Genomic DNA, 21,133 nt, shown 5'->3' with positions numbered 1-21,133 from the left:
TGAAGGACGCGAGATCGATGCTTGCGAGGCGCGGATTAGCGCCGAGATACGGCCAGCCTAGGGGAAAAGCTTCCGCATCGTTTCCGGGTCAAGATCGCCAGTAGCGGGCAACAGATTCGCCCGCTGGAACTCCTGCACCGAGGCGCGTGTCGCAGGCCCGAAATTGCTGTCCACTGTCCCTCGTTAGAGCCCTAGCGCAGCAAGCCGTCGTTGCACGGTTCCCATGTTTGGACCGGCGATTGCGGGCTGAACTTGTCGAACAAAATCAGCGCCGGAATTGGCCTCGCGCCATCGTGAAAGGACGATGTCAACATTGCCCACGATTCTCGCGACGGCAGCCTCACGGAATTCGGGCACCGTTCGCGACATCGCCCAACTTTGGTCATGTATTAACGAAGGAGCCCATACAAACTTGCCGTTAGCTGCGGCGAGGAAATTAGAAACTTCCAAGCCGGTCCTGATGGAGGTCGCGCACATGCCACCGGGAGAGATTACAATTAAATTGGCGAGGAAGCTAAGGCTGGCTTCTGACGAAATCCGAACTCCCGCCGGCACGAGTCTGTTTATAATGGCGGCTCTGACATCATCTTCCGGAAGGCGGCACGAGGAATCATTCTGAGAAATGCTAATGCGGACGCTGACTTCGCGAACACCGGCCAGCAGGTCGTTCTGCGAACCTAGATCTGGCTGCTGAGCTATGGATTGGCTAGCAAAGACGATCAAAAGCGCAAGCGATCTCATAGATGCGCCTCCTTGTCCTTGGAAGCGAAGGTGCGCCAGCGACACTCGACGGTCGAATCATTTGTGAGAATATTCTGCCTGTCCGGTGGCTTATACGTGCGCTTTCCTTAGCCTCACGCCGGGCCCCTCGCCATTGCCTGGGACGAAGATCACGCCGGCCGCTTCGAGGGTGTCCCCAGTGCGTGTCAGGGCTAAGAAGAGCATGGCCCCGGCTAAGATGGCCCTGTCTGGGCCGGAGGCGACGACGTGACCCGCGAAGAGCTGTATGCACTTGTCTGGTTTCAGCCCATGCGGACAGCTGCCAAGGGGCTCGGGATCTCGGACGTCGCGCTCGCGAAGCAATGCCGGTGCGCATCGCACGCCAACTGGCTCAATAGCCGGGCATCCGGCGCTCAGGGGGGGCGAGCTGGCGCTTCTTCCATCTGCCCAAGATCGTGAAGCGGATCGGGGAGGAACGGTACCGTGGCCCGCTGGGATCTGCGACGGACAGCGCTAGGCCTAGCTCGTATTGGCCGGTCGAGCGGCGGAATGCCGCAATAGCTGCGGGTGAGGAGCAAAGATTCCTTTGATGGAATCGAGCATCTGCGCACGCTTCCCTTCCCGATGAGGAACGTAACGATGCCCGAAGCTAGAGCCGCACATTCAAACGGCGTAGAGCAACTTGTCGAAAAGCTTTGGACCCCCGCCGAACTGGCGGATTTCCTCGGCTACAAGCTGAGCACGGTCATCCGCATGGCAAGCGGCGACCCGGACCGCCTCCCCCCGAGGGTGCGGGCCATGAACAAGCCGCGCTGGGTGCCGGAGGTCTGCCGGGGATGGGTGCTGGCGCAGAGTCGGCCCTACGAGCGGCCGCGTATGGGGCGGCCGAGGAAGTAGCGATATGAAAGCGGGCGACACCTTCCTCCTCACCCTGCCCGAGGTCCTGACGCGCCTGAGGTGCGGCCGCACATGGTTGATGGGCCACCTCAAGAACTACCCGACCTATGCCGGCGGCCCGACCCATATCCCCAGCCTCAGGGGCATGGCCGCCTCCGGTCCTGGCCGCGGTGCTCGCGCATGAGCTCGGCCACATTGCGGCTGGTCACTGCAAGTCGTCCCTGGCTTTCGTTATCCGGCACGGAGCGCGCTTCATCTTCCTCGCTGGGCTGATGCTCGGCGATCTGGAACTCGTGGCGCTAACGGGGATGTCCCTGGTCTTGGCAGAGATCGCGATCCGCCGGCATCTTAGCCGTCAGGAGCAGGAGGCGGACGAACGGGCCACCGCCTGTTTCGGAAGCGTCGCCCCGTTGCTGGCGATGCACGCCTGGGCCGGGCCCGCCGTTCCCTGGCGTGTGCATGCGCAGCAAATCCTCAACGGATACCCCAGGCGCCGGCCGTGGCTGGATGCGATGGCGGCGCGCGAGCTGCTGGACATGCATCGGGGTGCCAGTGGGCCGCTGAGGGCCTGCGGTTGCCGGGAAGTGGGGAGCGGGGAATGACCTCGCCGAACGAACCTGGAAACCACGCGCGCACCAGGGCGCGCGCGCGAGGTGGCAAGATTGAGATCGAAGTCTTGAAGGTGCGGCTCTCGGCCGGAAACCGCGCCAACGGTCTGGCTCTGGTGGACCTGCGGATCGGGCCGGTGGTCGCCACGTATGGCTATCAGCGCATGCGCAGGAAAGGGCGCTGGCAGGTCCATCTGCCGTTGGATCCAGACGGTGGCGAAGCCCTGCGTCTTCCCAAAGGGCTGGACGCGCAGGTTGTCCAGATGGTCCGCGACGCCGTGGAGGGGGACGAAGCCATGGCTGCAGGGATCAAGCGGCGTTGGGCGTGGTGACGTTTGGGCTATCGCGGAAGGTACTGCTTCCGGCCTGAGCTGGTGAAATAGTAGACGCCGCCCCTTGGACCGACGCAGGGGCTGCCGCGGCTGCAGGAGCCGCCACTGGCCAATGGGGCAGGGGCCACCGGAGCCGGTGTGGGTGCCAGTTGTCTCGCCTGAGGAGCCTGAACCTGCTGCCGGTCGTAACACTCGAGTCGTGCAGCTGGGTTAGCCAGCGAAGCGCAAGCGGAGAACTGGGCGTGAGCGGGGCTTAGGTTTGCCCATAGCCCGAGGGACGCCGCTAATAAGATATTCTTCATGGATGGCCTCCGCTCATTCGAGATTGGCGGCCATGATCACTGACGTCCAGGCGGTTAAGTCAGGTGCAGCCCAGCGCATGGGTTTTGGTGGTTTTGGGGGTTTTGGGGAAGGTGCAGAAACCCAGAGGACGCCTGCCGGCACCACCTGTGGTGCCTATTCTTTCCTGGTGGAGCGTACGACGCGTGCCGCTGCGTCTGTGCCGGCAGCACCGGGGGACGGACGGCCATCCAATGAGAGCGCCACCCCTTGCCATGCAAGCTTCTCCACTACGCGTATGTTCCTGCTTTGTGTGTGGATGGGAAGAGGGCACCCACCCAAGGTGATGGTTAGGAGGCCAGCGACTGCCAGCCAGGCAGCAGTTGGGGGTCCTGACCTGGGACTAGCAGGACCCCGTGCTCGGTAATGTAGCTGCCGTCCGGCCGGAAGATGTTCACCTCGCCGATGCCGAAGCGCTCCATGCGTATCTTGGACGGCCCGAAGAGCGGCACGTCATAGACGTCGACAGTCCCCTCGGGGATGTCGCATCGACCGATCAGCAGGGCCTCACCGCTCGCTTTGGAAAAGACCTTCATCAATGCGTCCAAGCGTCCCCCCGGGCGGTGCCGAGGCAACAGCCCGACATCTGATGTGGGGAAGAAAGTGGGGATTCTGTAGAATTTAGGAAATTATCAAATAAGAACAGAATGTAAATTCGGAAGGTGTCGTAGCCGAATTGCCGCAGGGGCTGGGTGAGGCGATTGGCGAAGAACTGCTCGACGGGCGAGAGCGGCTCCTCGGGAAGCAGGGACGGGGTGGGGGCGAGGCTGGTCGGCGGTGGGCTTGCTGCCTGGGCTGGGGGCGGGGGCAAAGCGGGGCCCGTGCTGCCGAGCGGGCGTCCGGCGCCGGCATCGAGCAGGCGCTGGAGGATCTCCTGCTGGGCGCTGGGCGGCAGGCTCTGCAAGGGCGCGCCGCCGGGCAAAGTCGAGGGCAGCGCGGGCGCAGACAATAAATTCGAGGGGAGGCCCTGTGGAAGGGCGATGGAGGAAAGGGCAAGTTGAGACAATGTAATGCCGAGGGCAATGGGGAGTCGCCACGATGATTTATGCGATGGCACTTATTATTTGTCCCATAGAAACATTGTATATTTGGCCGAAGTTCCGTCATGCTTGCAATCATGAGTGGCGGTTGCGCTTCCATTTCATGTAATTGCAGTCTCCGGCTGGATGCGATGCGGCGCCTCGGGCCGCGCGCGGTGGCGCTTGCGCTGATCGGGCGGGGCCACCTAGCCCGAGCGCTGATGTCGGCGCGGCTGCGAGACCGGGCGGTCCCGCCTGGCCTCGTCGCGGAAGCGCCCGCCATCGCCCCCAATCCCGGCCTGCCGGCGGCCCGGTTCCGCGCGATGGCGGGCGCCGACATCCGCCCCCTCTGGGAGGCCAATCGCTGGGCCGAGCTGCCCCGCCTCGCGCTGTCGGGCGAGGACAGGCGGATCCCCGCCTTCCTCGCCGCCTGGTTCGCGGCCAATCCGCCCTATCGCGGCCCGAACTGGGGCTGCGGCCAGGAGGCGGCGTTGCGGGCACTCCACCTCGCTCTGGCCGCGGCCCTGGCCGGCGGGCGGCCCGATGCCGGGGCGATGCGCCTGCTGGCCCGGCGCGTCGCGGCCAACCCCGCCTATGCCATGGCGCAGGACAACAACCACCCCATCTCGGAGGCCGCCGGCCTGCTGGTCTGCGGCCTCGCGACGGGGAAGGCGCGGATGGCGCGGCGGGGCGCGCGCCGGCTGGACGTGGCGGTGGCGCGCCTCGTCGCGCCCGATGGCAGCTTCGCCCAGCCCAGCCCGGCCTATCACCGCCTGCTGCTCGACGTCGTGGCGGTGGCGGAGTGGCTGCGGCGGCGCTGGTCCGGTCCGCCCGCCGCGCCGCTCACTCTGGAGCGGCTTTCGGCGGCGACGCTTTGGCTGCACCGCCTGGCCTGCCCGCGGACGGGCGCGCTGCCGCGCATCGGCCACCAGGACGGCTCCCATTTCGCCGATCTCTCCGGGGCCGGGCCGGACGATGCCCGCGCCAGCCTGGAGCGCGCCGCACGGCTCTTTTCGGGGGCCTCGGCCGGCTGGCCCGACGATCCCGGCTGCGCGGCGATGGGGCTGCCGGTTCCGGTCAACACACTCGCGCAAGCCGGCGACTGGGCCAGCCTCGGTTTCCTCGGACGCCGCAGCGGCCGCGCCCGGGCGATCCTGCGGACCGGCCCGCTGCGCTTCCGTCCCGGCCATGCGGACCTGCTGCATCTCGATCTCTGGACGGGTTCGGAAAACCTGCTGCGCGACGGCGGCACCGGCGCCTACAACCCGGCCGATCCGGGCTGGATCCCCTATTTCCAGGGGGCGGCGGCGCACAACACCATCGGCTTCGACGGCGAGGACCAGATGCCGCGCCTGGGCCCCTTCCTCTTCGCGCATTGGCCCGCGACGGGCGCGCTGCCCGATGGCGGCTGGTGGCGCGACCGCCGTGGCCGCACCCATGCGCGCGAGGTCTTCGCGACCCCCGATGGCTTTCGCGTCGAGGACCGGATCGGCGGCCCCTTCGCCGAGGCCGTGCTGCGCTGGCGGCTCCTGCCGGCGGAATGGGCGCTGACGGAGGACGGCGTGAGCGGCCCCGCGCGCCTCGTCGTCACCGCCGACGCTCCGCTCCGGCTGCGGCTCGTCGAGGGGCTCGAAAGCCTCGCCTATGGCGAGGCCTATCCGCTGCCGGTGCTCGAGGCGCGGGTCGATGCGCAGGCGCGCCGCCTGACCACGCTGATCCGGCTGACATGACGCTCGACGCGCTCCTGCGCGGGCTGTGGCGGCAGGCGTCGCGGCTCGCCTGGGTCGCGCTGCTTCTCTATGCCGGCGCGGCGATGGTCGTCTGGAACTGGCCGCGCGGCTATGTCGCCTCGGCCATCGTGGCGCCGGCCGAGACCACTGGCATCGCCACCTCCGCCTTGCTGACGCCCGCGCCCTTCCTGCAGCCCTCGCTGCTCGACCAGCGGCCGGGCGGGAATTTCGCGGTCTATCTCGCCGCGCTGCGCGCCCCCGAGGCCGCCCTGGCGCTGACGCGCGAGACCCGCCTGCCGGCCGAGCTGGAGGCTCGCCGCGCGGCGCTGCCGCTGGGGCCGCTGCGCCGGCTGCTGGGCCTGCGCATGGCGGTGGATGCTGATGACGTGCTGGACTTCCTGGAGCGGAACTTCGCCGCCACCCCCTCGCTCACCTCCGTCACCTGGACGCTGGAGCTGGTCCATCGCGACCGCGCGACCGCGCTCGACGTGCTGGAGCGCCTGCATGCCGTCGCCGAGACGCGTGTGCGCCAGACGCTGGCGGAACTCGCCGGGCGGCGCATCGTGGCGCTGGAGGCGCGGCTTCGGACCGAGCCCGATCTTTATCTCCGCAACACGCTCTACGAGCTGCTGGCGCAGCAGCAGCGCGCGGCCCTGGTGGTCGCGGCGGACGAGGCGGCGGCGGCGCGGCTGGTCTCGCCGCCGGTGGTGGAGATCCGGCCCTCGGTGCCGAACCGGCCCCTGCTGCTGATCCTGCTGGCCCTCGCGATCCCGGGCGCGGTGATCCTTGCCGCATCCTGCCGGCTGCTGCTGCAAGGGCGCGGGGAGGAGGGGTGGCCCGCGCCGGCGCGTCCGCGCATCGAACCCGTGCTGACGCGCCTGCCCGGCGACGGCGGATGCTGAGGGCCCTGCCGGCCTTGGGCGCGCTCGCCGGACTTGCCGCCGCGGCGATGCACTTTGCCGGCGCGCTCAAATCCACACCCGCCTTGGCCGCGCTGCCCTTCGACCTGACGGCGCTGGCGGCGCTCGGGCTGCTCGCGCTGCTGCCCTTGCTGATCGCGGGCGGCCGCTGGCACCTCGCGCCGGGGCTGGGACTGCCGCTCGCGGCCTGCGGGGCGCTCTGGGCCTGGTGGGGCCTGACCGCGACGTGGAGCCCCTGGAACGCCGGCGTGGCCGACCGCCTGCCGGAGATCCTGATCCTCGGCCCCGCGATGGTGATTGCCGGGCTGGTGGTGGGAGGCGAGCCCGCCGCGCGGCGCGTCTTTCTCGATGCGGTGATCCTGCTCGGGCTTTTCGTCGGCGGCTCGGTGGCCTGGGGGATCGCGACCGACGCCGTGGTGCTGGGCGGGCAGGTGGGCGCGGACCCGACGCGCGTGCGGGTGCAGTACCAGGTGGCCGGCCTGGCCATCGCCTGCGCGGCGGGGTTGGCGGCGCTGCGCGCGACGGGCGCGCGGGGCTGGCGGCGCCTGCTCTGGCTGGGGACCCTCGCCGCCCTGGGCGTCGCGGTGCTGCTGCCGGGCGGGCGCACGGCCTTCCTCGCCCTTGGGCTGACCGTCGCCCTGGCGCCGGCCCTGCGATGGGTCTTGCAGGGGTGCATGGGGCCGGCGCTGCTCTGGCTGGCCGCCGCTCCCCTTTGCGGCGGCGTGGTCCTGGCCGTGCTGCTGCTCGATCCCGAGCGGGCCGGGGAACTCGCGACGCTGGAACGGCTGACGCGCGACACGGGCGGCGTGGATTCCGCGCGCGACATTCTCTGGGCCGAGGCCTGGCGCTGGGGCGGATTCGCGGGGCTCGGGCCGGGCGGATTCCCGGTGGCGGCGGGCGTGGGCCAGGATCGCGGCCTGCATCCGCACAACCACGCGATCGAGGCGCTGGTCGAGGGCGGGGCGGTCGGGCTGGCGCTGTGGCTGGCGGCCTTCGGCGGCGGGGCGCTCTTCATGCTGTCGCGGCTGGGGCGGGTGGAGCCGGATCGCGCGGCGGCGATCCTGGCACTGACCCTTCCGCTCGCGATGACGGCCATGGTCTCGACGGATCTGGGCAACCGGATGGTGTGGTTCGCTTTGGGGCTTGGGCTGTCGCTGGGCGTGGAGGCGCGGCGTGTATGAGCGCTGGGGCAAGCGTACGCTGGATGTGACGCTGGCGGGGCTAATGCTGGCCCTGGCGGCGCCGGCCATGGCCGGGGTGGCGCTGCTGGTGCGCCTGCGCCTCGGCGCGCCCGTGCTGTTCCGCCAGGCGCGCGCGGGGCGCGGCGGCGCACCCTTCGCGGTGCTGAAGTTCCGCAGCATGCGCGAGGGGCCGGGCGAGGATGCGCAGCGCCTCACCCCGCTCGGCCGCGTCCTGCGCGCGACCGCGCTCGACGAGCTGCCGCAGCTCGTGAATGTGCTGCGCGGGGAGATGAGCCTGGTCGGCCCGCGCCCGCTGCTGCCGGACTATGCAGCGCATTACACGCCCCGCCAGGCGAGGCGGCTCGCGGTGCGGCCAGGCCTTGCCGGGCTGGCGCAATCCATGGGGCGCAACGGCGTGCCCTGGGAGGCGCGGCTGGAATGGGATGCGCGCTATGTCGAGCGCATCACCCTGCGCGGCGACCTGCGCATCCTGTGGCGCTGCGCTCGCGTGCTACTGCGTGGGGAGGGGGTGAGCGCGCCGGGCCATGCGACCATGGCGCGCTTCGACCGCCGCCCCGATTGATCAGTCGAGGACGGCGATGGCCTCGATCTCGATCAGCCATTCCGGCATGGCCAAAGCGGCGACACCGACCAGCGTGCTCGCCGGCGGCGTGCGGCCCGCGAAGAACTCGCCGCGCACCTTGCCGACGACGGCGCGCATGTTCGGATTGTAGTTCACGACATAGGTGGTGATCTTCACGACATCGGCGAAGCTGGCGCCGCCGGCGGCCAGCGCCTTGCCGAGATTGGTCATCACCTGCTTCGTCTGCGCTTCGAGATCGCCGGCGCCGACCAGTGCGCCGGTCTCGTCCATCGCGACCTGGCCGGCCGTGTAGATCGTGCGCGCGCCGGTGGCGACGGCGGCATGCGAGTAGGAGGGCGTCTTCATCAGCCCGGGGGCGGGCGGGTATTCGGTGGCGCTCATGGTTCGTTCTCCCTGGAGGTGGGACGATCCTGGACTACGGCTCCAGCTTCTTCCACAGCGGATCCTTGATCTTCGCGAGAAACGCATCGAAGCGCGCTAGCTGCTCTTCCGACACCTGCAGGGGCCGCGGCGTGCGCGGCGCGCTCTCCTCGCGCAGGATCGCCTGGACGACGGGGGCCGAGCCCAGCACCAGCCCCGGCTGGCGCCCGCCGCGCAGCTCCAGATAGACCTCGGCCAGCAGCTTCACGTCCAGCAGCGCGTTGTGGGTCGTGCGCTGCGAGAGGTCGACGCCGAAGCGCCGGCACAGCGCGTCCAGGCTGTTCTGCGCGCCCGGAAAGGCCAGGCGCGCCAGCACCAGCGAGTCCACCATCCGCGACGGATCCAGCGGCCTGCGCCCGCTGCGGACCAGCTCGGCATCGAGCTGCTTGAAGTCGAAGGGCGCGTTGTGCGCGACGATGGGGGAGTCCTCCAGGAACTCCAGCATCGCCTCCGCCACGTCGGCGAAGAGCGGCTTGCCGATGAGATCGGCGCGGGTGAAGCCGTGTACGCGCGCGGCCTCCGGCGGCACGTCGCGCTCGGGATCGATGAGCGTGTGGAAGACCTTGCCCGTGGGCATCAGGTTCACGATCTCGATGGCCGCGATCTCGAGGACGCGGTGTCCCTCGCTGGGCTCGAAGCCGGTGGTCTCGGTGTCGAGGACGATCTCACGCATGGCGCCGTGTTCCGCCCATCTGTGTTTGAACCAGGCGGCGCACGGCGGCCTCGGCATGGCGGCGCGAAAGCCCGGTGCGGATGATGACGTCGGCGCGCCGGCGCTTTTCGACATCGGGCATCTGCCGCGCCAGGATGGCGTCGAGGCGCTCCTCGGTCATGCCCTTGCGCCGCAGCACGCGCCGGCGCTGCACGGCGGCGGGGGCGGAGACGACGAGGATGCGGTCGAATTCGGAGAGGTCGGTCCGCGTCTCGAAGAGCAACGGGATGTCGAGCACGACGAGGCGCCTGCCGCGCCCGCGCTCGCGCCCGAGGAATCGGCGCTGCTCGTCGCGCACCAGGGGATGCATGATGGCCTCCAGCCGCTTGAGCGCCGCCGGATCGCCGAGGACGGCCCTGCGCAGCCTCTCGCGGACCACGCCGTCCTCGCCGGTCGTGCCCGGAAAGGCGCGCTCGATGGGGCGCACGGCGCGGCCGCCCTTGGCCTGGAGCGCATGCACGGCCGCATCGGCATCGAAGATCGGCACGCCGAGCCGGCGGAAGGCGCCCGAGGCCGTCGACTTGCCCATGCCGATGCTGCCGGTGAGGCCCCAGATCTTCACGAAGGGGCCTTCATCTGGCCGGGATATCCGCCGCCACGATCCGGCGCAGCTCCGCGTCCACCTGCGGCATCACGCCGAACCAGGCCTCGAAGCCCGGCCGCGCCTGGTGCAGCAGCATCCCCAGCCCGTCCGAGCCGCGCAGCCCGCGCGCCCGCGCGGCGGCCAGCAGCTTCGTCTCCAGCGGTACATAGACGGCGTCGGCCACCACGGCATGGGCGGGCAAGGGCGCGAGGTCGATCTCCAGCGGCGGCTGGCCGGCCATGCCGAGGCTGGTGGAATTGACCAGCAGCGCCGCGCCCTCCAGCGGGGGGCGGTCGCTCACCTCGATGGGCCCGCCGAGCGCGCGGGCCAGCTCCTCGGCGCGGGCGGTGGTGCGGTTGACCAGGGTGAGGCGCGGGCAACCGGCATCGAGCAGCGCGGCGGCGATGGCGCGCGCGGCACCCCCCGCGCCCAGCACCACGGCCGGACCGCTCGCGGCATCGTAGCCGTCCAGCGAGGCGAGGAAGCCAAAGCCGTCCGTGCAATCGCCCTCGATGCGACCGTCGCGGAAGACCAGCGTGTTCACCGCGCCGGCCCGCAGCGCGCGGGGCGACACGCTGTCGCAGACGGCGAAGGCCGCCTCCTTGTGCGGGATGGTGACGTTCATCCCGCGAAAGCCGCTCGCGGCCAGCCCGCGGATGGCGTGGGCAAAATCCTCCGGCCGGATGGGCAGGGGTACATAGGCGGCATCCAGCCCGTGCCGCGCGATCCAGGTGCCGTGCAGCAGCGGCGAGCGCGAATGCCCGACGGGCCAGCCGGTGACGCCGGCCAGCATGGCCTTTCCGGTGATCGTCATGCGGTCAGCGAGGGGACCAGGGTGGCCTGCATAGCGGCGCAGAGCGTCTCCGAGCCGTCCTCGAGGCGCATCCAGACCTCGGCGCGGGCCACGGTCAGCGTGCGGCCGGGCTTGAGCACCTCCGCGCGGGCAATGGCCATGACACCGCGCGCGGGGCGCAGAAAATTCACCTTGAGCTCGGCGGTCAGAACCTCCTGGCCGGGCGGCAGCAGGCTGAGCGCGGCATAGCCGCAGGCATTGTCGGCCAGGGTCGTCAGCACGCCGGCATGCAGATAGCCGTGCTGCTGGGTGAGCGTCTTGCGGAAGGGCGCCTCGATGACGCAGCGGCCCGGCCCGACCTCGGCGATCCGCGCCTCGATGACGCGCATGAGCCCCTGCAGGGCGAAGCTCGTCTCGATGCGCTCGCGCAGGCCGGGGGGCGCCATGTCAGAATCTCCAGCCGGTGTGGATGGCGACGATGCCGCCCGAGAGGTTGCGGTGCGACACCCGCTCCATCCCGGCTGCGCGCATCATGCCCGCCAGCGTCGCCTGGTCGGGGAACATGCGGATGCTCTCGGCGAGGTAGCGGTAGCTTTCGGCGTCCTGGGCGATACGCCCGCCGATGGCGGGCAGGGCCTTGAAGGACCAGGCGTCATAGAGCGGCGCGAGGGCGGCGATCTCCAGGCGCGAGAATTCCAGGCAATGGAAGCGCCCGCCGGGCTTGAGCACCCGGCGCACCTCGCGCAGCACGGCGTCCTTGTCGGTGCAGTTGCGCAGGCCGAAGGCCATGCTCACCTTCTCGACCGAGGCGTCGGGCAGGGGGATGTGCTCGGCGTTGTTGCACAGGAAGGACAGGCCGCGGGCGAGGCCGCGATCCAGCGCGCGCGACTGGCCGACCATCAGCATCTCGGCATTGATGTCCGAGCAGATGACGCGCCCGGCCCCGCGCTCCAGCGCCAGGAAGGAGATGTCGCCCGTGCCGCCGGCGAGGTCGAGCAGGGTGTCCGAAGGCCGGGGCGAGATGACGTTGAGGAAGATGCGCTTCCAGATCCGGTGGACGCCCAGGGACATCAGGTCGTTCATGATGTCGTAGCGCGGGGCCACGCTGTCGAAGACCTCGCGGACCAGCGAGGCCTTCTCGCCAGCGGCCACGGTACGGAAACCGAAATCGGCGGTGCGGTCGGCGTTGTCGCTCATTGGCTCAGCTATAGCGGCCCGGCGGGGAATCTGCCATGCCGGCCGGCGCATGAAATCGATGGGAAGAGGAGCGCGCCATCCCTGAGTTGCCCGAAGTCGAGACGGTCATGCGCGGTCTGGCCAAGGTGCTGGACGGGCAGGTGATCCGCCATGCCGAGACCCGCCGCGAGGGGCTGCGCTGGCCCTTCCCCGCCGGCCTCGTCCAGACCCTGACCGGCGCGCAAGTGGAGGGCTTCCGCCGGCGCGGCAAATACATGCTCATGCGCCTGGTGGAGCGGCCGAGCGTGCTCATCCATCTGGGCATGTCCGGGCGGATGGTGGCGCGCCACCGCGATGCGCCCTTCGTGCCCCGGATCGGCCCGCAGGGCGCGGCCAGCGACGCCCGCGGCCACAACCAGCCACCCGAGCTGCACGAGCACCTGATGCTGGAGACCGAGGGCGGCTGGCGCGTCGGCTTCGTGGACCCTCGCCGCTTCGGCAGCGTGGACCTGGTGCCGCGCGAGGCGGAGGACGGGCACCGCCTGCTCGCGGGCCTGGGGCCCGAGCCGCTGGAGGAGGGCTTCACGGTCGAGGTGCTGGAACGCGCTCTGGGCGGAAAGTTCACCCCGATCAAGGCGGCGCTGCTGGATCAGAAGATCGTGGCCGGGCTCGGCAATATCTACGTCTGCGAGGCGCTGTTCCGGGCGGGGATCTCGCCCACGCGCATGGCCGCCACCATCCCGGGCAGCCGGGCCGCCAAGCTGGTTCCGGCCATCAGATCCGTGCTGTCGGACGCCATCGAGGCCGGCGGGTCCACCCTGCGCGACTATGTGCGCTCGGATGGCGAGATCGGCGGCTTCCAGGACCGCTTCGACGTCTATGACCGCGAGGGCCAGCCCTGCCGGCTCTGCTCCGGGCCCAAGGGCTGCCCGGGGATCGTCCGGCTTGTGCAGTCCGGCCGATCGACCTTCTATTGCCCGAGAACGCAGCGCTAGACGCCGCAGAACCTCCAGGGAATGCCATGCCTTACGAGATGATCCTGACCGAGACGCAGGGCCGCGCCGCCATCATCCGGCTCAACCGCCCGCAGGCGCTGAACGCGCTGTGCGACGAGCTCATGGCCGAAATGCATGAGGCGCTGGTCGGCTTCGATGCCGATCCCGCCATTGCCGCCATCGTCATCACCGGCAGCGAGAAGGCCTTCGCCGCCGGGGCCGACATCAAGCAGATGCAGTCGCGCAGCTATCCGGGCGTCTATTTCGAGGACTTCATCTCGAAGTGGGAATCCGTGACCCGCATCAAGAAGCCCGTCATCGCGGCGGTGGCCGGCTTCGCTTTGGGCGGCGGCTGCGAGCTTGCCATGATGTGCGACATGATCATCGCGGCGGAGAACGCGAAGTTCGGCCAGCCGGAGATCAATCTCGGCATCATCCCCGGCGCAGGAGGCACGCAGCGCCTCACGCGGGCCGTGGGCAAGGCCAAGGCGATGGACCTCATCCTCACCGCCCGCTTCATGGATGCCGCCGAGGCGGAGCGCAGCGGGCTCGTGGCGCGCATCGTCCCGCTGGATCAGCTGATGGCCGAGGCGCTGAAGGTGGCGGAGAAGATCGGCAGCCTCTCCGCGCCGTCGGTCGCCATCGCCAAGGAGGCGGTGAACGTGGCCTTCGAGACCACGCTGGGCGAGGGCGTGCGCTTTGAGCGCAAAATCTTCTATTCTCTCTTCGCCACCGAGGATCAGAAGGAGGGCATGGCCGCCTTCGCCGAAAAGCGGAAGCCGAGCTTCACCAACCGCTAAGCGGCGCGGTGCCTCGCCGGCCTCATCAACCGCCTTGACGTTGGTGGGGCATGCGGCTTAGACCCTTGCCCTCCTGAGGCGGTCCCTTCCGCCCGCCCCTATAGAGATCGCATACAAGACACCATGGCCAATAACGCGTCGGCGCGTAAGCGCATCCGTCAGACCGAGAAGCGCACCGAGCGGAACCGCATGCGGCGTTCGCGCGTGCGCACCTTCCTCCGCAAGGTCGAGCTGGCGATCGCCGGCGGCGACAAGGCGGTGGCCTCCGAGGCCTTCAAGGGCGCGGAGCCCGAGATGCAGCGGGCCGTGACCAAGGGCGTGCTCCACCGCAACACGGTGGCCCGCAAGCTGTCGCGCCTTTCGGCGCGCATCAAGGCCCTGGGCGCCGTCAGCGCCTAAGTAAAAGCTTTCCTAACAAGTAAAGCGCGGCTCGGCCGAGAGTATAACCATGCTCTCGCCGATGTCGCGCGTCTGTCATTTGTTCGGAATATAATCGCGGCTTGTTTGTCACACCGTGGCCGGAGTTTTGGAATTGTTGTGTCGGGCCGCTTTATTTCGCCGTGTTACTCTCGCTAAACTCCCTTCCGAGACCTGCCGTTACATGGGTCCGTCGGCTGACAAGTGACTGATTTCTCTCAAGGAAGTAGATTGGGGGCGCCCCCGCCCTCCCAAGTGACACAACCGATGCGCTTCCGTGATGGAAACGTTGAGAGACTGAGGACAGGGATGGACCAGGATTCCGGCGATACTCCCCCGCCCAATGCCGGAAAGACCGCCGCGAGCTGGGCCCGGGCTCGGGCCCGACTCCGCCAGGAGGTCGGCGACGTCGAGTACCGCAACTGGCTCCGTCAGATGACCCTCGCGGGGGTCGACGACGAAACGGTGCTCATCACTCTCCCGACCCGATTCCTCCGCGACTGGGTGCGCGACCATTACGGCGACCGGCTGCGTCTGGCCTGCCAGGCCGAGATGCCGGGCATGCGCCAGGTGGCGCTGCGCGTGCAGGCGGCCGGGGTCCCGGCCGTCGAGTCCGCCGCGGAAGAGTCCACGGCCCTCGCCGAGAACGTGACCACCTCGCCGCCGCCGCCCGTCGCCGTGGCCGTAGCCGCCGCGCCCGTCGCGCTGCCGGCCGTCTCGTCGGATGCGCTGCGCAACGACTGGCTCGTGCCGCTCGACCAGCGCTTCACCTTCGACAGCTTCGTCGTCGGCAAGCCCAATGAATTCGCGCATGCCTGCGCCCGCCGCGTGGCGGAGAGCCCCGCTCAGCCCGGCTTCAACCCGCTCTTCCTCTATGGCGGCGTGGGCCTGGGCAAGACGCATCTGATGCACTCGATCGCCTGGGCGCTGCGCGACCAGGCGCCCGATCTCGCCGTCGCCTATATGTCGGCCGAGAAGTTCATGTACCGCTTCATCGCGGCGCTGCGCTCGCACAACACGATGGAGTTCAAGACGCAGCTCCGCTCCGTGCACGTGCTCATGGTGGACGACCTGCAGTTCCTGATCGGCAAGGACAACACGCAGGAGGAGTTCTTCCACACCTTCAATGCGCTGATCGACGCCGGCAAGCAGATCATCATCTCGGCCGACAAGGCGCCCAACGACCTCTCGGGCATCGAGGACCGCCTGCGCACGCGCCTCTCCGGCGGCATCGTGGCCGACCTGCACGCCACCACCTACGAGCTGCGGCTGTCGATCCTGCAGGCCAAGGCCAATCACGCGGGCGTCGAGGTGCCGGCGCGCGTGCAGGAGCTGCTGGCCCGCAAGATCGCGTCCAACGTGCGCGACCTCGAGGGTGCGCTGAACCGTCTGGTCGCCCATGCCAAGCTCTTTGGCCGGCCGATCACCCTGGATACGGTGCCGGAGGTGCTGTCGGACATCCTGCGCGCGCACGACAAGCGCCTGTCGATCGACGACATCCAGCGCAAGGTGGCCGAGCACTACAACATCCGGCTGACGGAGATGGCCTCGGCCCGGCGCTCGCGCGCGGTGGCGCGGCCGCGGCAGGTGGCGATGTACCTGGCCAAGCAACTCACCTCGCGCTCGCTGCCCGAGATCGGCCGCCGCTTCGGCAATCGCGACCACACCACGGTGCTGCATGCGGTGAACAAGATCACGGAGCTGATGGGGGAGGACCCCTCCTTCGCCGAGGACGTGACCCTGCTTCGCAAGATGCTGGAGATGTGAGGGGAAGGGGCCGGCCTGCGGCCCCTTCAACCGGCAGTTCGGCGCGAGCGCGTAATAATGCCCCGCCCGGGGCGTGAAACCTCTGCCTGTGCTTTGCCCGGACCGGCCTTGATGCTAGTGGATTGGCCATATTGCGCGGCGAATCGTGGCAGCGCCTTCGGATAGCAAGGGACCGGGAGATGAAGTTCAGCGTCGAGCGCGCCATTCTGCTCAAGGCTCTCGGGCACACGCAATCCGTGGTCGAGCGCCGGAACACCATCCCCATCCTCGCGAATATCCTGCTGGACGCGAAGGACGGCACGCTGCGCGTCACCGCGACCGACATGGAAATCGCCATCGTCGAGGAAGTGCCGGGCGTGCAGGTGGCCCGTCCGGGCCGCACCACCGCGCCCTCGAGCACGCTGTATGAAATCGTGCGCAAGCTGCCGGAAGGCGCGATGGTCGAGCTCGACCACAAGGGCGGCGACGCCCCGCTGGCGCTGCGCGCCGGCCGTTTCAGCACCAGCCTGCCCGTGCTGCCGGTCGAGGACTTCCCGTCCATGACGGAAGGCTCCATGCCGCATCAGTTCAAGCTGGAAGCGGCCAAGCTGCGCGGCATGATCTCGCGCACGCGCTTCGCCATCAGCACCGAAGAGACGCGCTACTACCTCAACGGCATCTATCTCCACACCGCCGAGGTCGATGGCCGCAAGGTGCTGCGCGCCGCGGCGACGGACGGCCATCGCCTGGCCCGCGTCGAGGAAGATCTCCCCGAAGGCGCCTCCGGCATGCCGGGCGTCATCGTCCCGCGCAAGACCGTGAACGAGGTCAACAAGCTCGCCGAGGAGACGCGCGACGAGATCGAGTTCCGCCTGTCGGACACCAAGATCAGCTTCCGCATCGGCACTGTCACGCTGACGAGCAAGCTCATCGACGGGACCTTCCCCGATTACGAGCGGGTGATCCCGCGCGGCAACGACAAGATCCTGAAGGTCTCCAAGAAGGAGTTCGCCGAGGCGGTGGGCCGCGTGGCCGCCATCTCCAGCGAGCGTTCACGCCCGGTGAAGCTCTCGATCGACCGCAACCACCTGCTGCTGACCGCCTCCAGCCCCGAGCAGGGCCAGGCGCAGGAAGAGCTGGACGAGGGTTCGGTGACCTATGGCTCGACGCCCATCGAGATCGGCTTCCAGGCGCGCTACCTGAACGACATCACGGATCAGGTCGGCGACGAGCTGGAATTCCGCTTCTCCGACGGCAGCGCGCCGACGGTGGTGGCCGATTCCAAGGACCCCGGCGCCCTCTACGTCCTCATGCCCATGCGCGTCTGACGACGCGCGACTTGTTGCGGAAGGGGCAGGAAACTCGGTTTCCTGCCGGGGAGTTCGAGGGGCGGAGCCCCTCGATGGTTTCATGCTGAATCTCACTCGCCTGCGCCTGACCCGCTACCGCTCCTATCCCACCGCCGATCTTCGTTTCTCTGCGCCGGTCGTCGTCCTTGCAGGCCCCAACGGCGCCGGAAAGACGAACCTTCTGGAGGCGATCAGCCTGCTCGCCCCCGGCCGTGGCCTGCGCGGCGCGCGGGTCGGCGAGGTGGCGATGGGCGGCGCGCCGCCCTGGGCCGTCTCCGGCCATTTCGACGACGGCATCGGCGGCTTCGAAGTCGGCACCGGCAGCGTGGAGGAGGGCGGCCCCGACCGCCGCGCCTTCCGGCTGGACGGCGCGAAGCTGCGCGTGCAATCGGACCTGGCCGAGCGGGTCGCCGCCGTCTGGATCACCCCGCAGATGGACCGCCTCTTCCAGGAGAGCGCCGGCGGGCGCCGCCGCTTCCTGGACCGCCTTGCGGTGGCGTTGGAACCGCACCTGGCGCGCGAGGTCTCGGCCTATGAGACCGCCATGGCCAACCGCAACCGCCTGCTCTTCCAGGGCCGCGAGGGCCGCCGCGCGGACCCCGCCTGGATCGGCGGGCTGGAGGATGCGATGGCGCGGCACGGCATCGCCATCGCGGCCTCGCGGCGGGCGCTGGTGGGGCGGCTCAATGCCCGGCTGGAGGCGGGCGCGGCCGGGGCCTTCCCCCGCGCGGTGCTGACCCTGCAGGACCCGGCGGCGGAACTGCTGGAGACCATGCCCGCTTTGGCCGCCGAGGACGCCCTGCGCGCGGGCTGGGCGGCCTCCCGGCCCCGGGATTCGGCCGCCGGGGCCACGCTGTCCGGCCCGCACCGGGCGGACCTGCTGTTCGCGCATGGCGAGAAGGCCATCCCCGCCGGGCTCTGCTCCACGGGCGAGCAGAAGGCCCTGCTGGTCTCGACCGTGCTGGCCCATGCCGGGCTGATCGCCGAGGCGAGAGGCTTTGCGCCCCTGCTTTTGCTGGATGAAGTGGCCGCGCATCTGGATGCGCAGCGGCGGGTGGCGCTCTTCGAGGCCCTCTGCACGCTGCCTGCCCAGAGCTTCCTGACGGGCACCGATCCGGAGGTCTTCGCCCCCCTTTCGCAAGCCGCGGAACACTGGACGGTTTCGACGGGACAGGCCTGTCGAAACCCCCTGCCGTGACCGCAGGAAAAATGCCATAATACCGCGGTCTTTCCTGAGGTTTTCTATTTCCCGATGAGCAGCGATATCCCGACCGGCGGCGACCCCCTCAACCAGGTCTCCGACGCGGACTACACCGGCGCCTCCATCACCGTCCTGCGTGGCCTCGAAGCCGTGCGGAAACGGCCTGGAATGTATATCGGCGACACCGATGACGGCTCGGGCCTGCACCACATGGCCTTCGAGATCCTCGACAATTCGGTGGACGAGGCGCAGGCGGGCTATGCCACGCGCGTCGACCTCGTGCTGAACGGCGACGGCAGCGTCACGGTCACCGACGACGGGCGCGGCATCCCGGTGGACATCCACGCGGAAGAGGGCGTCTCGGCGGCGGAGGTCGTGCTGACGCGGCTGCATGCCGGCGGCAAGTTCAACCAGAATTCCTACAAGGTCTCGGGCGGCCTGCACGGCGTGGGCGCGGCCGTGGTGAACGCGCTCAGCGAATGGATGGAAGTCCGCATCTGGCGCGGCGGGATCGAGCACTTCATCCGCTTCGAGCATGGCGACACGGTGCAGGCCGCTGAGGGTCGTCGGCCCGGCGCCGGAGCATCACCAGGGCACGCAGGTCACCTTCAAGCCCTCCGCCGGGACCTTCACCCAGGTCGAATACGACTACAACATCCTGGAACGGCGCCTGCGCGAGCTGGCCTTCCTGAACTCCGGCCTCGCCATCACGCTGCGCGACGATCGCCACGTGCCGGCGCAGTCGACCCAGTTCAAGTTCGACGGCGGCCTCGTCGCCTTCGTGGAGTGGCTGGACAAGGCCAAGGAGCCGATCTTCAAGCCGCCGATCAGCGTCATCGCCAAGGAAGGCGACGGCATCCGCGTCGAGCTGGCGATGTGGTGGACCAACTCCCCGCGCGAGGTGATGCTCTGCTTCACCAACAACATCCCCCAGCGCGACGGCGGCTCGCACCAGGCCGGCTTCCGCCAGGCGCTGACGCGCGTGGTGACGAAATACGCCGAGGATCTGGCGAAGAAGGAAAAGATCGAGCTCGTCGGCGACGACATGCGCGAGGGCCTGACCTGCGTGCTCTCGGTGAAGGTGCCCGACCCGAAGTTCAGCTCGCAGACCAAGGACAAGCTGGTCTCCTCCGAGGTGCAGCCGGTCGTGCAGATGGCCGTGGCCGACGCGCTGTCGCATTGGTTCGAGACGCATCCCAAGGAAGCCAAGCTCGTCCTCGACCAGGTCGTGCTGTCCGCCGTGGCGCGCAAGGCCGCGCAGCTCGCCCGCGACAAGGTGGGCCGCAAGAACGCGCTGGAATTCTCCACGCTCCCCGGCAAGCTGGCCGATTGCCAGGAGAAGGATCCCTCCAAGAGCGAGCTCTTCCTGGTCGAGGGTGACTCGGCCGGCGGCTCCGCCAAGCAGGGGCGCAACCGCTCCAACCAGGCGATCCTGCCGCTCAAGGGCAAGATCCTGAACGTGGAGCGCGCGCGCATCGACAAGATGCTGGCCAGCGCCGAAATCGGCACGCTCATCACCGCGCTCGGCACCGGCATCGGTCCGGGCGAGCCGGCGAAGGGCGGCTTCTCGGCCGACAAGCTGCGCTACCACAAGATCATCATCATGACGGACGCCGACGTCGACGGCTCGCACATCCGCACCCCCTGCTGCTGACCTTCTTCTACCGGCAGATGGCGGAGCTGATTCAGCGCGGCTACCTCTACATCGCGCAGCCGCCGCTCTACCGCGCCAAGCGCGGCAGCGACGAGCGCTACCTGAAGGACGACCGCGCCCTCGAGGACTATCTGATCGAGAAGGCGACGGCGAATGCGCGCATTACTCTGGGCACCGGCCGCGTGGCCGTGGGCGACGAGCTGATGGAGATCGTGGAATCGTTGCGCCAGACCACCTCGCGCATCCGCCGTCTCGCCGTGAACATCCCCGTCGAGATCATCGAGCAGGCGGCGATGGCCGGCATCCTCACGCCCGATGCCCAGCGCGGGCTCGAGGCGGCGAATGACTTCGCCCAGCGGCTCGACGCCATGGCGCCCCCCTCCGAGCGTGGGTGGAAGGTCAGCCTCGACGAGGGCGGCGTGCAGATGCATCGCATGGTGCGCGGCGTGGCCGAGCATTACACGATCACCTCCGCGGCGCTGCGCAGCGCCGAGGCCCGCTGGCTCGACGAGCGCCGCGAGTTCCTGCAGCGCGATTTCGCCGCCGGCGCGAAGCTCGCCTTCGACGGCCAACGAGTCCGAGGTGCGCGGGCCGCTGGCCGCCTTCGACCGGATCCTCGGGCAGGGGCGGCGCGGGCTGACCATCCAGCGCTTCAAGGGCTTGGGCGAAATGAACCCCGATCAGCTCTGGAAGACGACGCTCGATCCGGCCGTCCGCACGCTGCTGCAGGTGCGCGTGGACGATGCGGAAGATGCGGAAAGCGTGTTCTCGACGCTCATGGGCGACGTGGTGGAGCCGCGGCGCGAGTTCATCGTGGGCAATGCGCTGAAGGTGGCGAATCTCGACGTCTGAGGTCGCCCGTTGTGAGGTGCCAGTGAACTTGTCCCTGTGCCACAAGTTGTCACTGGCCCTCGCCGCGCTAATGGACTGATTTCGC

General features: G+C 69.1%; 23 protein-coding genes and 1 pseudogene. 15 read left to right on the top strand and 9 right to left on the bottom strand.

What is annotated here, in order from left to right; all coding sequences use genetic code 11:
* Window positions 1-57 precede the first annotated feature (57 nt).
* Together ACO057_RS13005 and ACO057_RS13000 are read right to left on the bottom strand one after the other, a co-directional pair.
* Window positions 58-174, bottom strand: a complete 117-nt coding sequence (locus tag ACO057_RS13005; protein ID WP_421992335.1) for a peptidoglycan-binding domain-containing protein — start codon at window positions 172-174, stop codon at window positions 58-60.
* Window positions 175-183: 9 nt separating this feature from the next.
* Window positions 184-741 carry a hypothetical protein gene (locus ACO057_RS13000; RefSeq protein ID WP_421992333.1) on the bottom strand — a complete coding sequence of 186 codons (558 nt, stop codon included), beginning with the start codon at window positions 739-741 and terminating at the stop codon, window positions 184-186.
* Between the two features lie 618 nt (window positions 742-1,359).
* Here ACO057_RS13000 and ACO057_RS12995 point away from each other — a divergent pair.
* The 4 genes from ACO057_RS12995 to ACO057_RS12980 are packed head-to-tail and all read left to right on the top strand — an operon-like array spanning window position 1,360 to window position 2,557.
* Window positions 1,360-1,617, top strand: a complete 258-nt coding sequence (locus ACO057_RS12995; protein ID WP_421992331.1) for a hypothetical protein — start codon at window positions 1,360-1,362, stop codon at window positions 1,615-1,617.
* Window positions 1,618-1,621: 4 nt separating this feature from the next.
* Window positions 1,622-1,801 carry a hypothetical protein gene (locus ACO057_RS12990; protein WP_421992329.1) on the top strand — a complete coding sequence of 60 codons (180 nt, stop codon included), beginning with the start codon at window positions 1,622-1,624 and terminating at the stop codon, window positions 1,799-1,801.
* Window positions 1,788-2,219: a M48 family metalloprotease gene (locus ACO057_RS12985; protein ID WP_421992327.1), complete on the top strand. Its 432-nt coding sequence runs from the start codon at window positions 1,788-1,790 to the stop codon at window positions 2,217-2,219. The genes ACO057_RS12990 and ACO057_RS12985 overlap by 14 nt, the downstream gene beginning before the upstream one ends.
* Window positions 2,216-2,557 carry a hypothetical protein gene (locus ACO057_RS12980; protein ID WP_421992325.1) on the top strand — a complete coding sequence of 114 codons (342 nt, stop codon included), beginning with the start codon at window positions 2,216-2,218 and terminating at the stop codon, window positions 2,555-2,557. The genes ACO057_RS12985 and ACO057_RS12980 overlap by 4 nt, the downstream gene beginning before the upstream one ends.
* 629 nt (window positions 2,558-3,186) lie before the next feature.
* On the opposite strand, the gene ACO057_RS12975 is transcribed toward ACO057_RS12980, so the two are convergent.
* Window positions 3,187-3,432 carry a hypothetical protein gene (locus ACO057_RS12975; RefSeq protein WP_421992323.1) on the bottom strand — a complete coding sequence of 82 codons (246 nt, stop codon included), beginning with the start codon at window positions 3,430-3,432 and terminating at the stop codon, window positions 3,187-3,189.
* Window positions 3,433-4,067: 635 nt separating this feature from the next.
* On the opposite strand from ACO057_RS12975, the gene ACO057_RS12970 reads away from it, so the two are divergent.
* Genes ACO057_RS12970 through ACO057_RS12955 form a run of 4 tightly spaced genes read left to right on the top strand, consistent with a single transcriptional unit; the run spans window position 4,068 to window position 8,329 of the window.
* A complete protein-coding gene (locus tag ACO057_RS12970) occupies window positions 4,068-5,645 on the top strand; it encodes a heparinase II/III family protein (protein WP_421992321.1) in 1,578 nt (525 codons plus the stop codon).
* Entirely contained in the window at window positions 5,642-6,547 is a 906-nt protein-coding gene (locus ACO057_RS12965) for a hypothetical protein (RefSeq protein ID WP_421992319.1), read from the top strand. Before ACO057_RS12970 ends, ACO057_RS12965 begins: the two co-directional genes overlap by 4 nt.
* Window positions 6,541-7,746, top strand: a complete 1,206-nt coding sequence (locus tag ACO057_RS12960; RefSeq protein ID WP_421992317.1) for an O-antigen ligase family protein — start codon at window positions 6,541-6,543, stop codon at window positions 7,744-7,746. Before ACO057_RS12965 ends, ACO057_RS12960 begins: the two co-directional genes overlap by 7 nt.
* A complete protein-coding gene (locus ACO057_RS12955; protein WP_421992315.1) occupies window positions 7,739-8,329 on the top strand; it encodes a sugar transferase in 591 nt (196 codons plus the stop codon). Before ACO057_RS12960 ends, ACO057_RS12955 begins: the two co-directional genes overlap by 8 nt.
* Here ACO057_RS12955 and ACO057_RS12950 read toward each other — a convergent pair whose 3' ends face one another.
* Genes ACO057_RS12950 through ACO057_RS12925 form a run of 6 tightly spaced genes read right to left on the bottom strand, consistent with a single transcriptional unit; the run spans window position 8,330 to window position 12,055 of the window.
* The gene (locus ACO057_RS12950) at window positions 8,330-8,731 is read right to left on the bottom strand and encodes a RidA family protein (RefSeq protein WP_421992313.1); all 402 of its coding nucleotides are present in this window, start codon (window positions 8,729-8,731) and stop codon (window positions 8,330-8,332) included.
* 34 nt (window positions 8,732-8,765) lie between these two features.
* Window positions 8,766-9,443, bottom strand: a complete 678-nt coding sequence (gene dnaQ / locus ACO057_RS12945; protein WP_421992311.1) for a DNA polymerase III subunit epsilon — start codon at window positions 9,441-9,443, stop codon at window positions 8,766-8,768.
* Window positions 9,436-10,044 (bottom strand): dephospho-CoA kinase, encoded by a 609-nt coding sequence (gene coaE, locus ACO057_RS12940; protein ID WP_421992309.1) that lies wholly within the window; start codon window positions 10,042-10,044, stop codon window positions 9,436-9,438. The genes dnaQ and coaE overlap by 8 nt, the downstream gene beginning before the upstream one ends.
* 10 nt (window positions 10,045-10,054) lie before the next feature.
* Window positions 10,055-10,879 carry a shikimate dehydrogenase gene (locus ACO057_RS12935; RefSeq protein ID WP_421992307.1) on the bottom strand — a complete coding sequence of 275 codons (825 nt, stop codon included), beginning with the start codon at window positions 10,877-10,879 and terminating at the stop codon, window positions 10,055-10,057.
* Window positions 10,876-11,304 carry a PaaI family thioesterase gene (locus ACO057_RS12930; RefSeq protein ID WP_421992305.1) on the bottom strand — a complete coding sequence of 143 codons (429 nt, stop codon included), beginning with the start codon at window positions 11,302-11,304 and terminating at the stop codon, window positions 10,876-10,878. The genes ACO057_RS12935 and ACO057_RS12930 overlap by 4 nt, the downstream gene beginning before the upstream one ends.
* A 1-nt stretch (window position 11,305) precedes the next feature.
* The gene (locus ACO057_RS12925) at window positions 11,306-12,055 is read right to left on the bottom strand and encodes a class I SAM-dependent methyltransferase (protein WP_421992303.1); all 750 of its coding nucleotides are present in this window, start codon (window positions 12,053-12,055) and stop codon (window positions 11,306-11,308) included.
* Between the two features lie 77 nt (window positions 12,056-12,132).
* Between ACO057_RS12925 and mutM the strand changes: the two genes are divergently transcribed.
* The 7 genes and pseudogenes from mutM (at window position 12,133) to gyrB (ending at window position 21,048) form a co-directional block, all read left to right on the top strand.
* Window positions 12,133-13,029 (top strand): bifunctional DNA-formamidopyrimidine glycosylase/DNA-(apurinic or apyrimidinic site) lyase, encoded by an 897-nt coding sequence (mutM, locus tag ACO057_RS12920; RefSeq protein ID WP_421992478.1) that lies wholly within the window; start codon window positions 12,133-12,135, stop codon window positions 13,027-13,029.
* 26 nt (window positions 13,030-13,055) lie between these two features.
* Window positions 13,056-13,829: an enoyl-CoA hydratase gene (locus ACO057_RS12915; RefSeq protein WP_421992301.1), complete on the top strand. Its 774-nt coding sequence runs from the start codon at window positions 13,056-13,058 to the stop codon at window positions 13,827-13,829.
* A gap of 123 nt (window positions 13,830-13,952) precedes the next feature.
* Window positions 13,953-14,228 carry a 30S ribosomal protein S20 gene (rpsT, locus tag ACO057_RS12910; protein ID WP_421992299.1) on the top strand — a complete coding sequence of 92 codons (276 nt, stop codon included), beginning with the start codon at window positions 13,953-13,955 and terminating at the stop codon, window positions 14,226-14,228.
* Between the two features lie 327 nt (window positions 14,229-14,555).
* Entirely contained in the window at window positions 14,556-16,013 is a 1,458-nt protein-coding gene (gene dnaA, locus ACO057_RS12905) for a chromosomal replication initiator protein DnaA (RefSeq protein WP_421992297.1), read from the top strand.
* Window positions 16,014-16,192: 179 nt separating this feature from the next.
* A complete protein-coding gene (dnaN, locus tag ACO057_RS12900) occupies window positions 16,193-17,320 on the top strand; it encodes a DNA polymerase III subunit beta (protein ID WP_421992295.1) in 1,128 nt (375 codons plus the stop codon).
* Between the two features lie 82 nt (window positions 17,321-17,402).
* Entirely contained in the window at window positions 17,403-18,539 is a 1,137-nt protein-coding gene (gene recF / locus ACO057_RS12895; protein WP_421992293.1) for a DNA replication/repair protein RecF, read from the top strand.
* Window positions 18,540-18,593: 54 nt separating this feature from the next.
* Window positions 18,594-21,048 (top strand): annotated as a pseudogene (gyrB, locus tag ACO057_RS12890) (DNA topoisomerase (ATP-hydrolyzing) subunit B).
* Window positions 21,049-21,133 lie beyond the last annotated feature (85 nt).

Source organism: Roseococcus sp. (genome assembly GCF_965227005.1).
In the GTDB taxonomy this organism is placed as follows: domain Bacteria; phylum Pseudomonadota; class Alphaproteobacteria; order Acetobacterales; family Acetobacteraceae; genus Roseococcus.
This window is presented reverse-complemented; position numbering and strand designations above follow the sequence as displayed.

What these genes read in the sequence shown, in the direction of transcription:
- ACO057_RS13000 (WP_421992333.1), bottom strand. Translation starts at nt 741, where the DNA reads ATGAGATCGCTTGCGCTTTTGATCGTCTTTGCTAGCCAATCCATAGCT.
- ACO057_RS12995 (WP_421992331.1), top strand. Translation starts at nt 1,360, where the DNA reads ATGCCCGAAGCTAGAGCCGCACATTCAAACGGCGTAGAGCAACTTGTC.
- ACO057_RS12990 (WP_421992329.1), top strand. Translation starts at nt 1,622, where the DNA reads ATGAAAGCGGGCGACACCTTCCTCCTCACCCTGCCCGAGGTCCTGACG.
- ACO057_RS12980 (WP_421992325.1), top strand. Translation starts at nt 2,216, where the DNA reads ATGACCTCGCCGAACGAACCTGGAAACCACGCGCGCACCAGGGCGCGC.
- ACO057_RS12975 (WP_421992323.1), bottom strand. Translation starts at nt 3,432, where the DNA reads ATGAAGGTCTTTTCCAAAGCGAGCGGTGAGGCCCTGCTGATCGGTCGA.
- ACO057_RS12970 (WP_421992321.1), top strand. Translation starts at nt 4,068, where the DNA reads ATGCGGCGCCTCGGGCCGCGCGCGGTGGCGCTTGCGCTGATCGGGCGG.
- ACO057_RS12965 (WP_421992319.1), top strand. Translation starts at nt 5,642, where the DNA reads ATGACGCTCGACGCGCTCCTGCGCGGGCTGTGGCGGCAGGCGTCGCGG.
- ACO057_RS12960 (WP_421992317.1), top strand. Translation starts at nt 6,541, where the DNA reads ATGCTGAGGGCCCTGCCGGCCTTGGGCGCGCTCGCCGGACTTGCCGCC.
- ACO057_RS12950 (WP_421992313.1), bottom strand. Translation starts at nt 8,731, where the DNA reads ATGAGCGCCACCGAATACCCGCCCGCCCCCGGGCTGATGAAGACGCCC.
- dnaQ (WP_421992311.1), bottom strand. Translation starts at nt 9,443, where the DNA reads ATGCGTGAGATCGTCCTCGACACCGAGACCACCGGCTTCGAGCCCAGC.
- ACO057_RS12935 (WP_421992307.1), bottom strand. Translation starts at nt 10,879, where the DNA reads ATGACGATCACCGGAAAGGCCATGCTGGCCGGCGTCACCGGCTGGCCC.
- ACO057_RS12930 (WP_421992305.1), bottom strand. Translation starts at nt 11,304, where the DNA reads ATGGCGCCCCCCGGCCTGCGCGAGCGCATCGAGACGAGCTTCGCCCTG.
- ACO057_RS12925 (WP_421992303.1), bottom strand. Translation starts at nt 12,055, where the DNA reads ATGAGCGACAACGCCGACCGCACCGCCGATTTCGGTTTCCGTACCGTG.
- ACO057_RS12915 (WP_421992301.1), top strand. Translation starts at nt 13,056, where the DNA reads ATGCCTTACGAGATGATCCTGACCGAGACGCAGGGCCGCGCCGCCATC.
- rpsT (WP_421992299.1), top strand. Translation starts at nt 13,953, where the DNA reads ATGGCCAATAACGCGTCGGCGCGTAAGCGCATCCGTCAGACCGAGAAG.
- dnaA (WP_421992297.1), top strand. Translation starts at nt 14,556, where the DNA reads ATGGACCAGGATTCCGGCGATACTCCCCCGCCCAATGCCGGAAAGACC.
- dnaN (WP_421992295.1), top strand. Translation starts at nt 16,193, where the DNA reads ATGAAGTTCAGCGTCGAGCGCGCCATTCTGCTCAAGGCTCTCGGGCAC.
- recF (WP_421992293.1), top strand. Translation starts at nt 17,403, where the DNA reads ATGCTGAATCTCACTCGCCTGCGCCTGACCCGCTACCGCTCCTATCCC.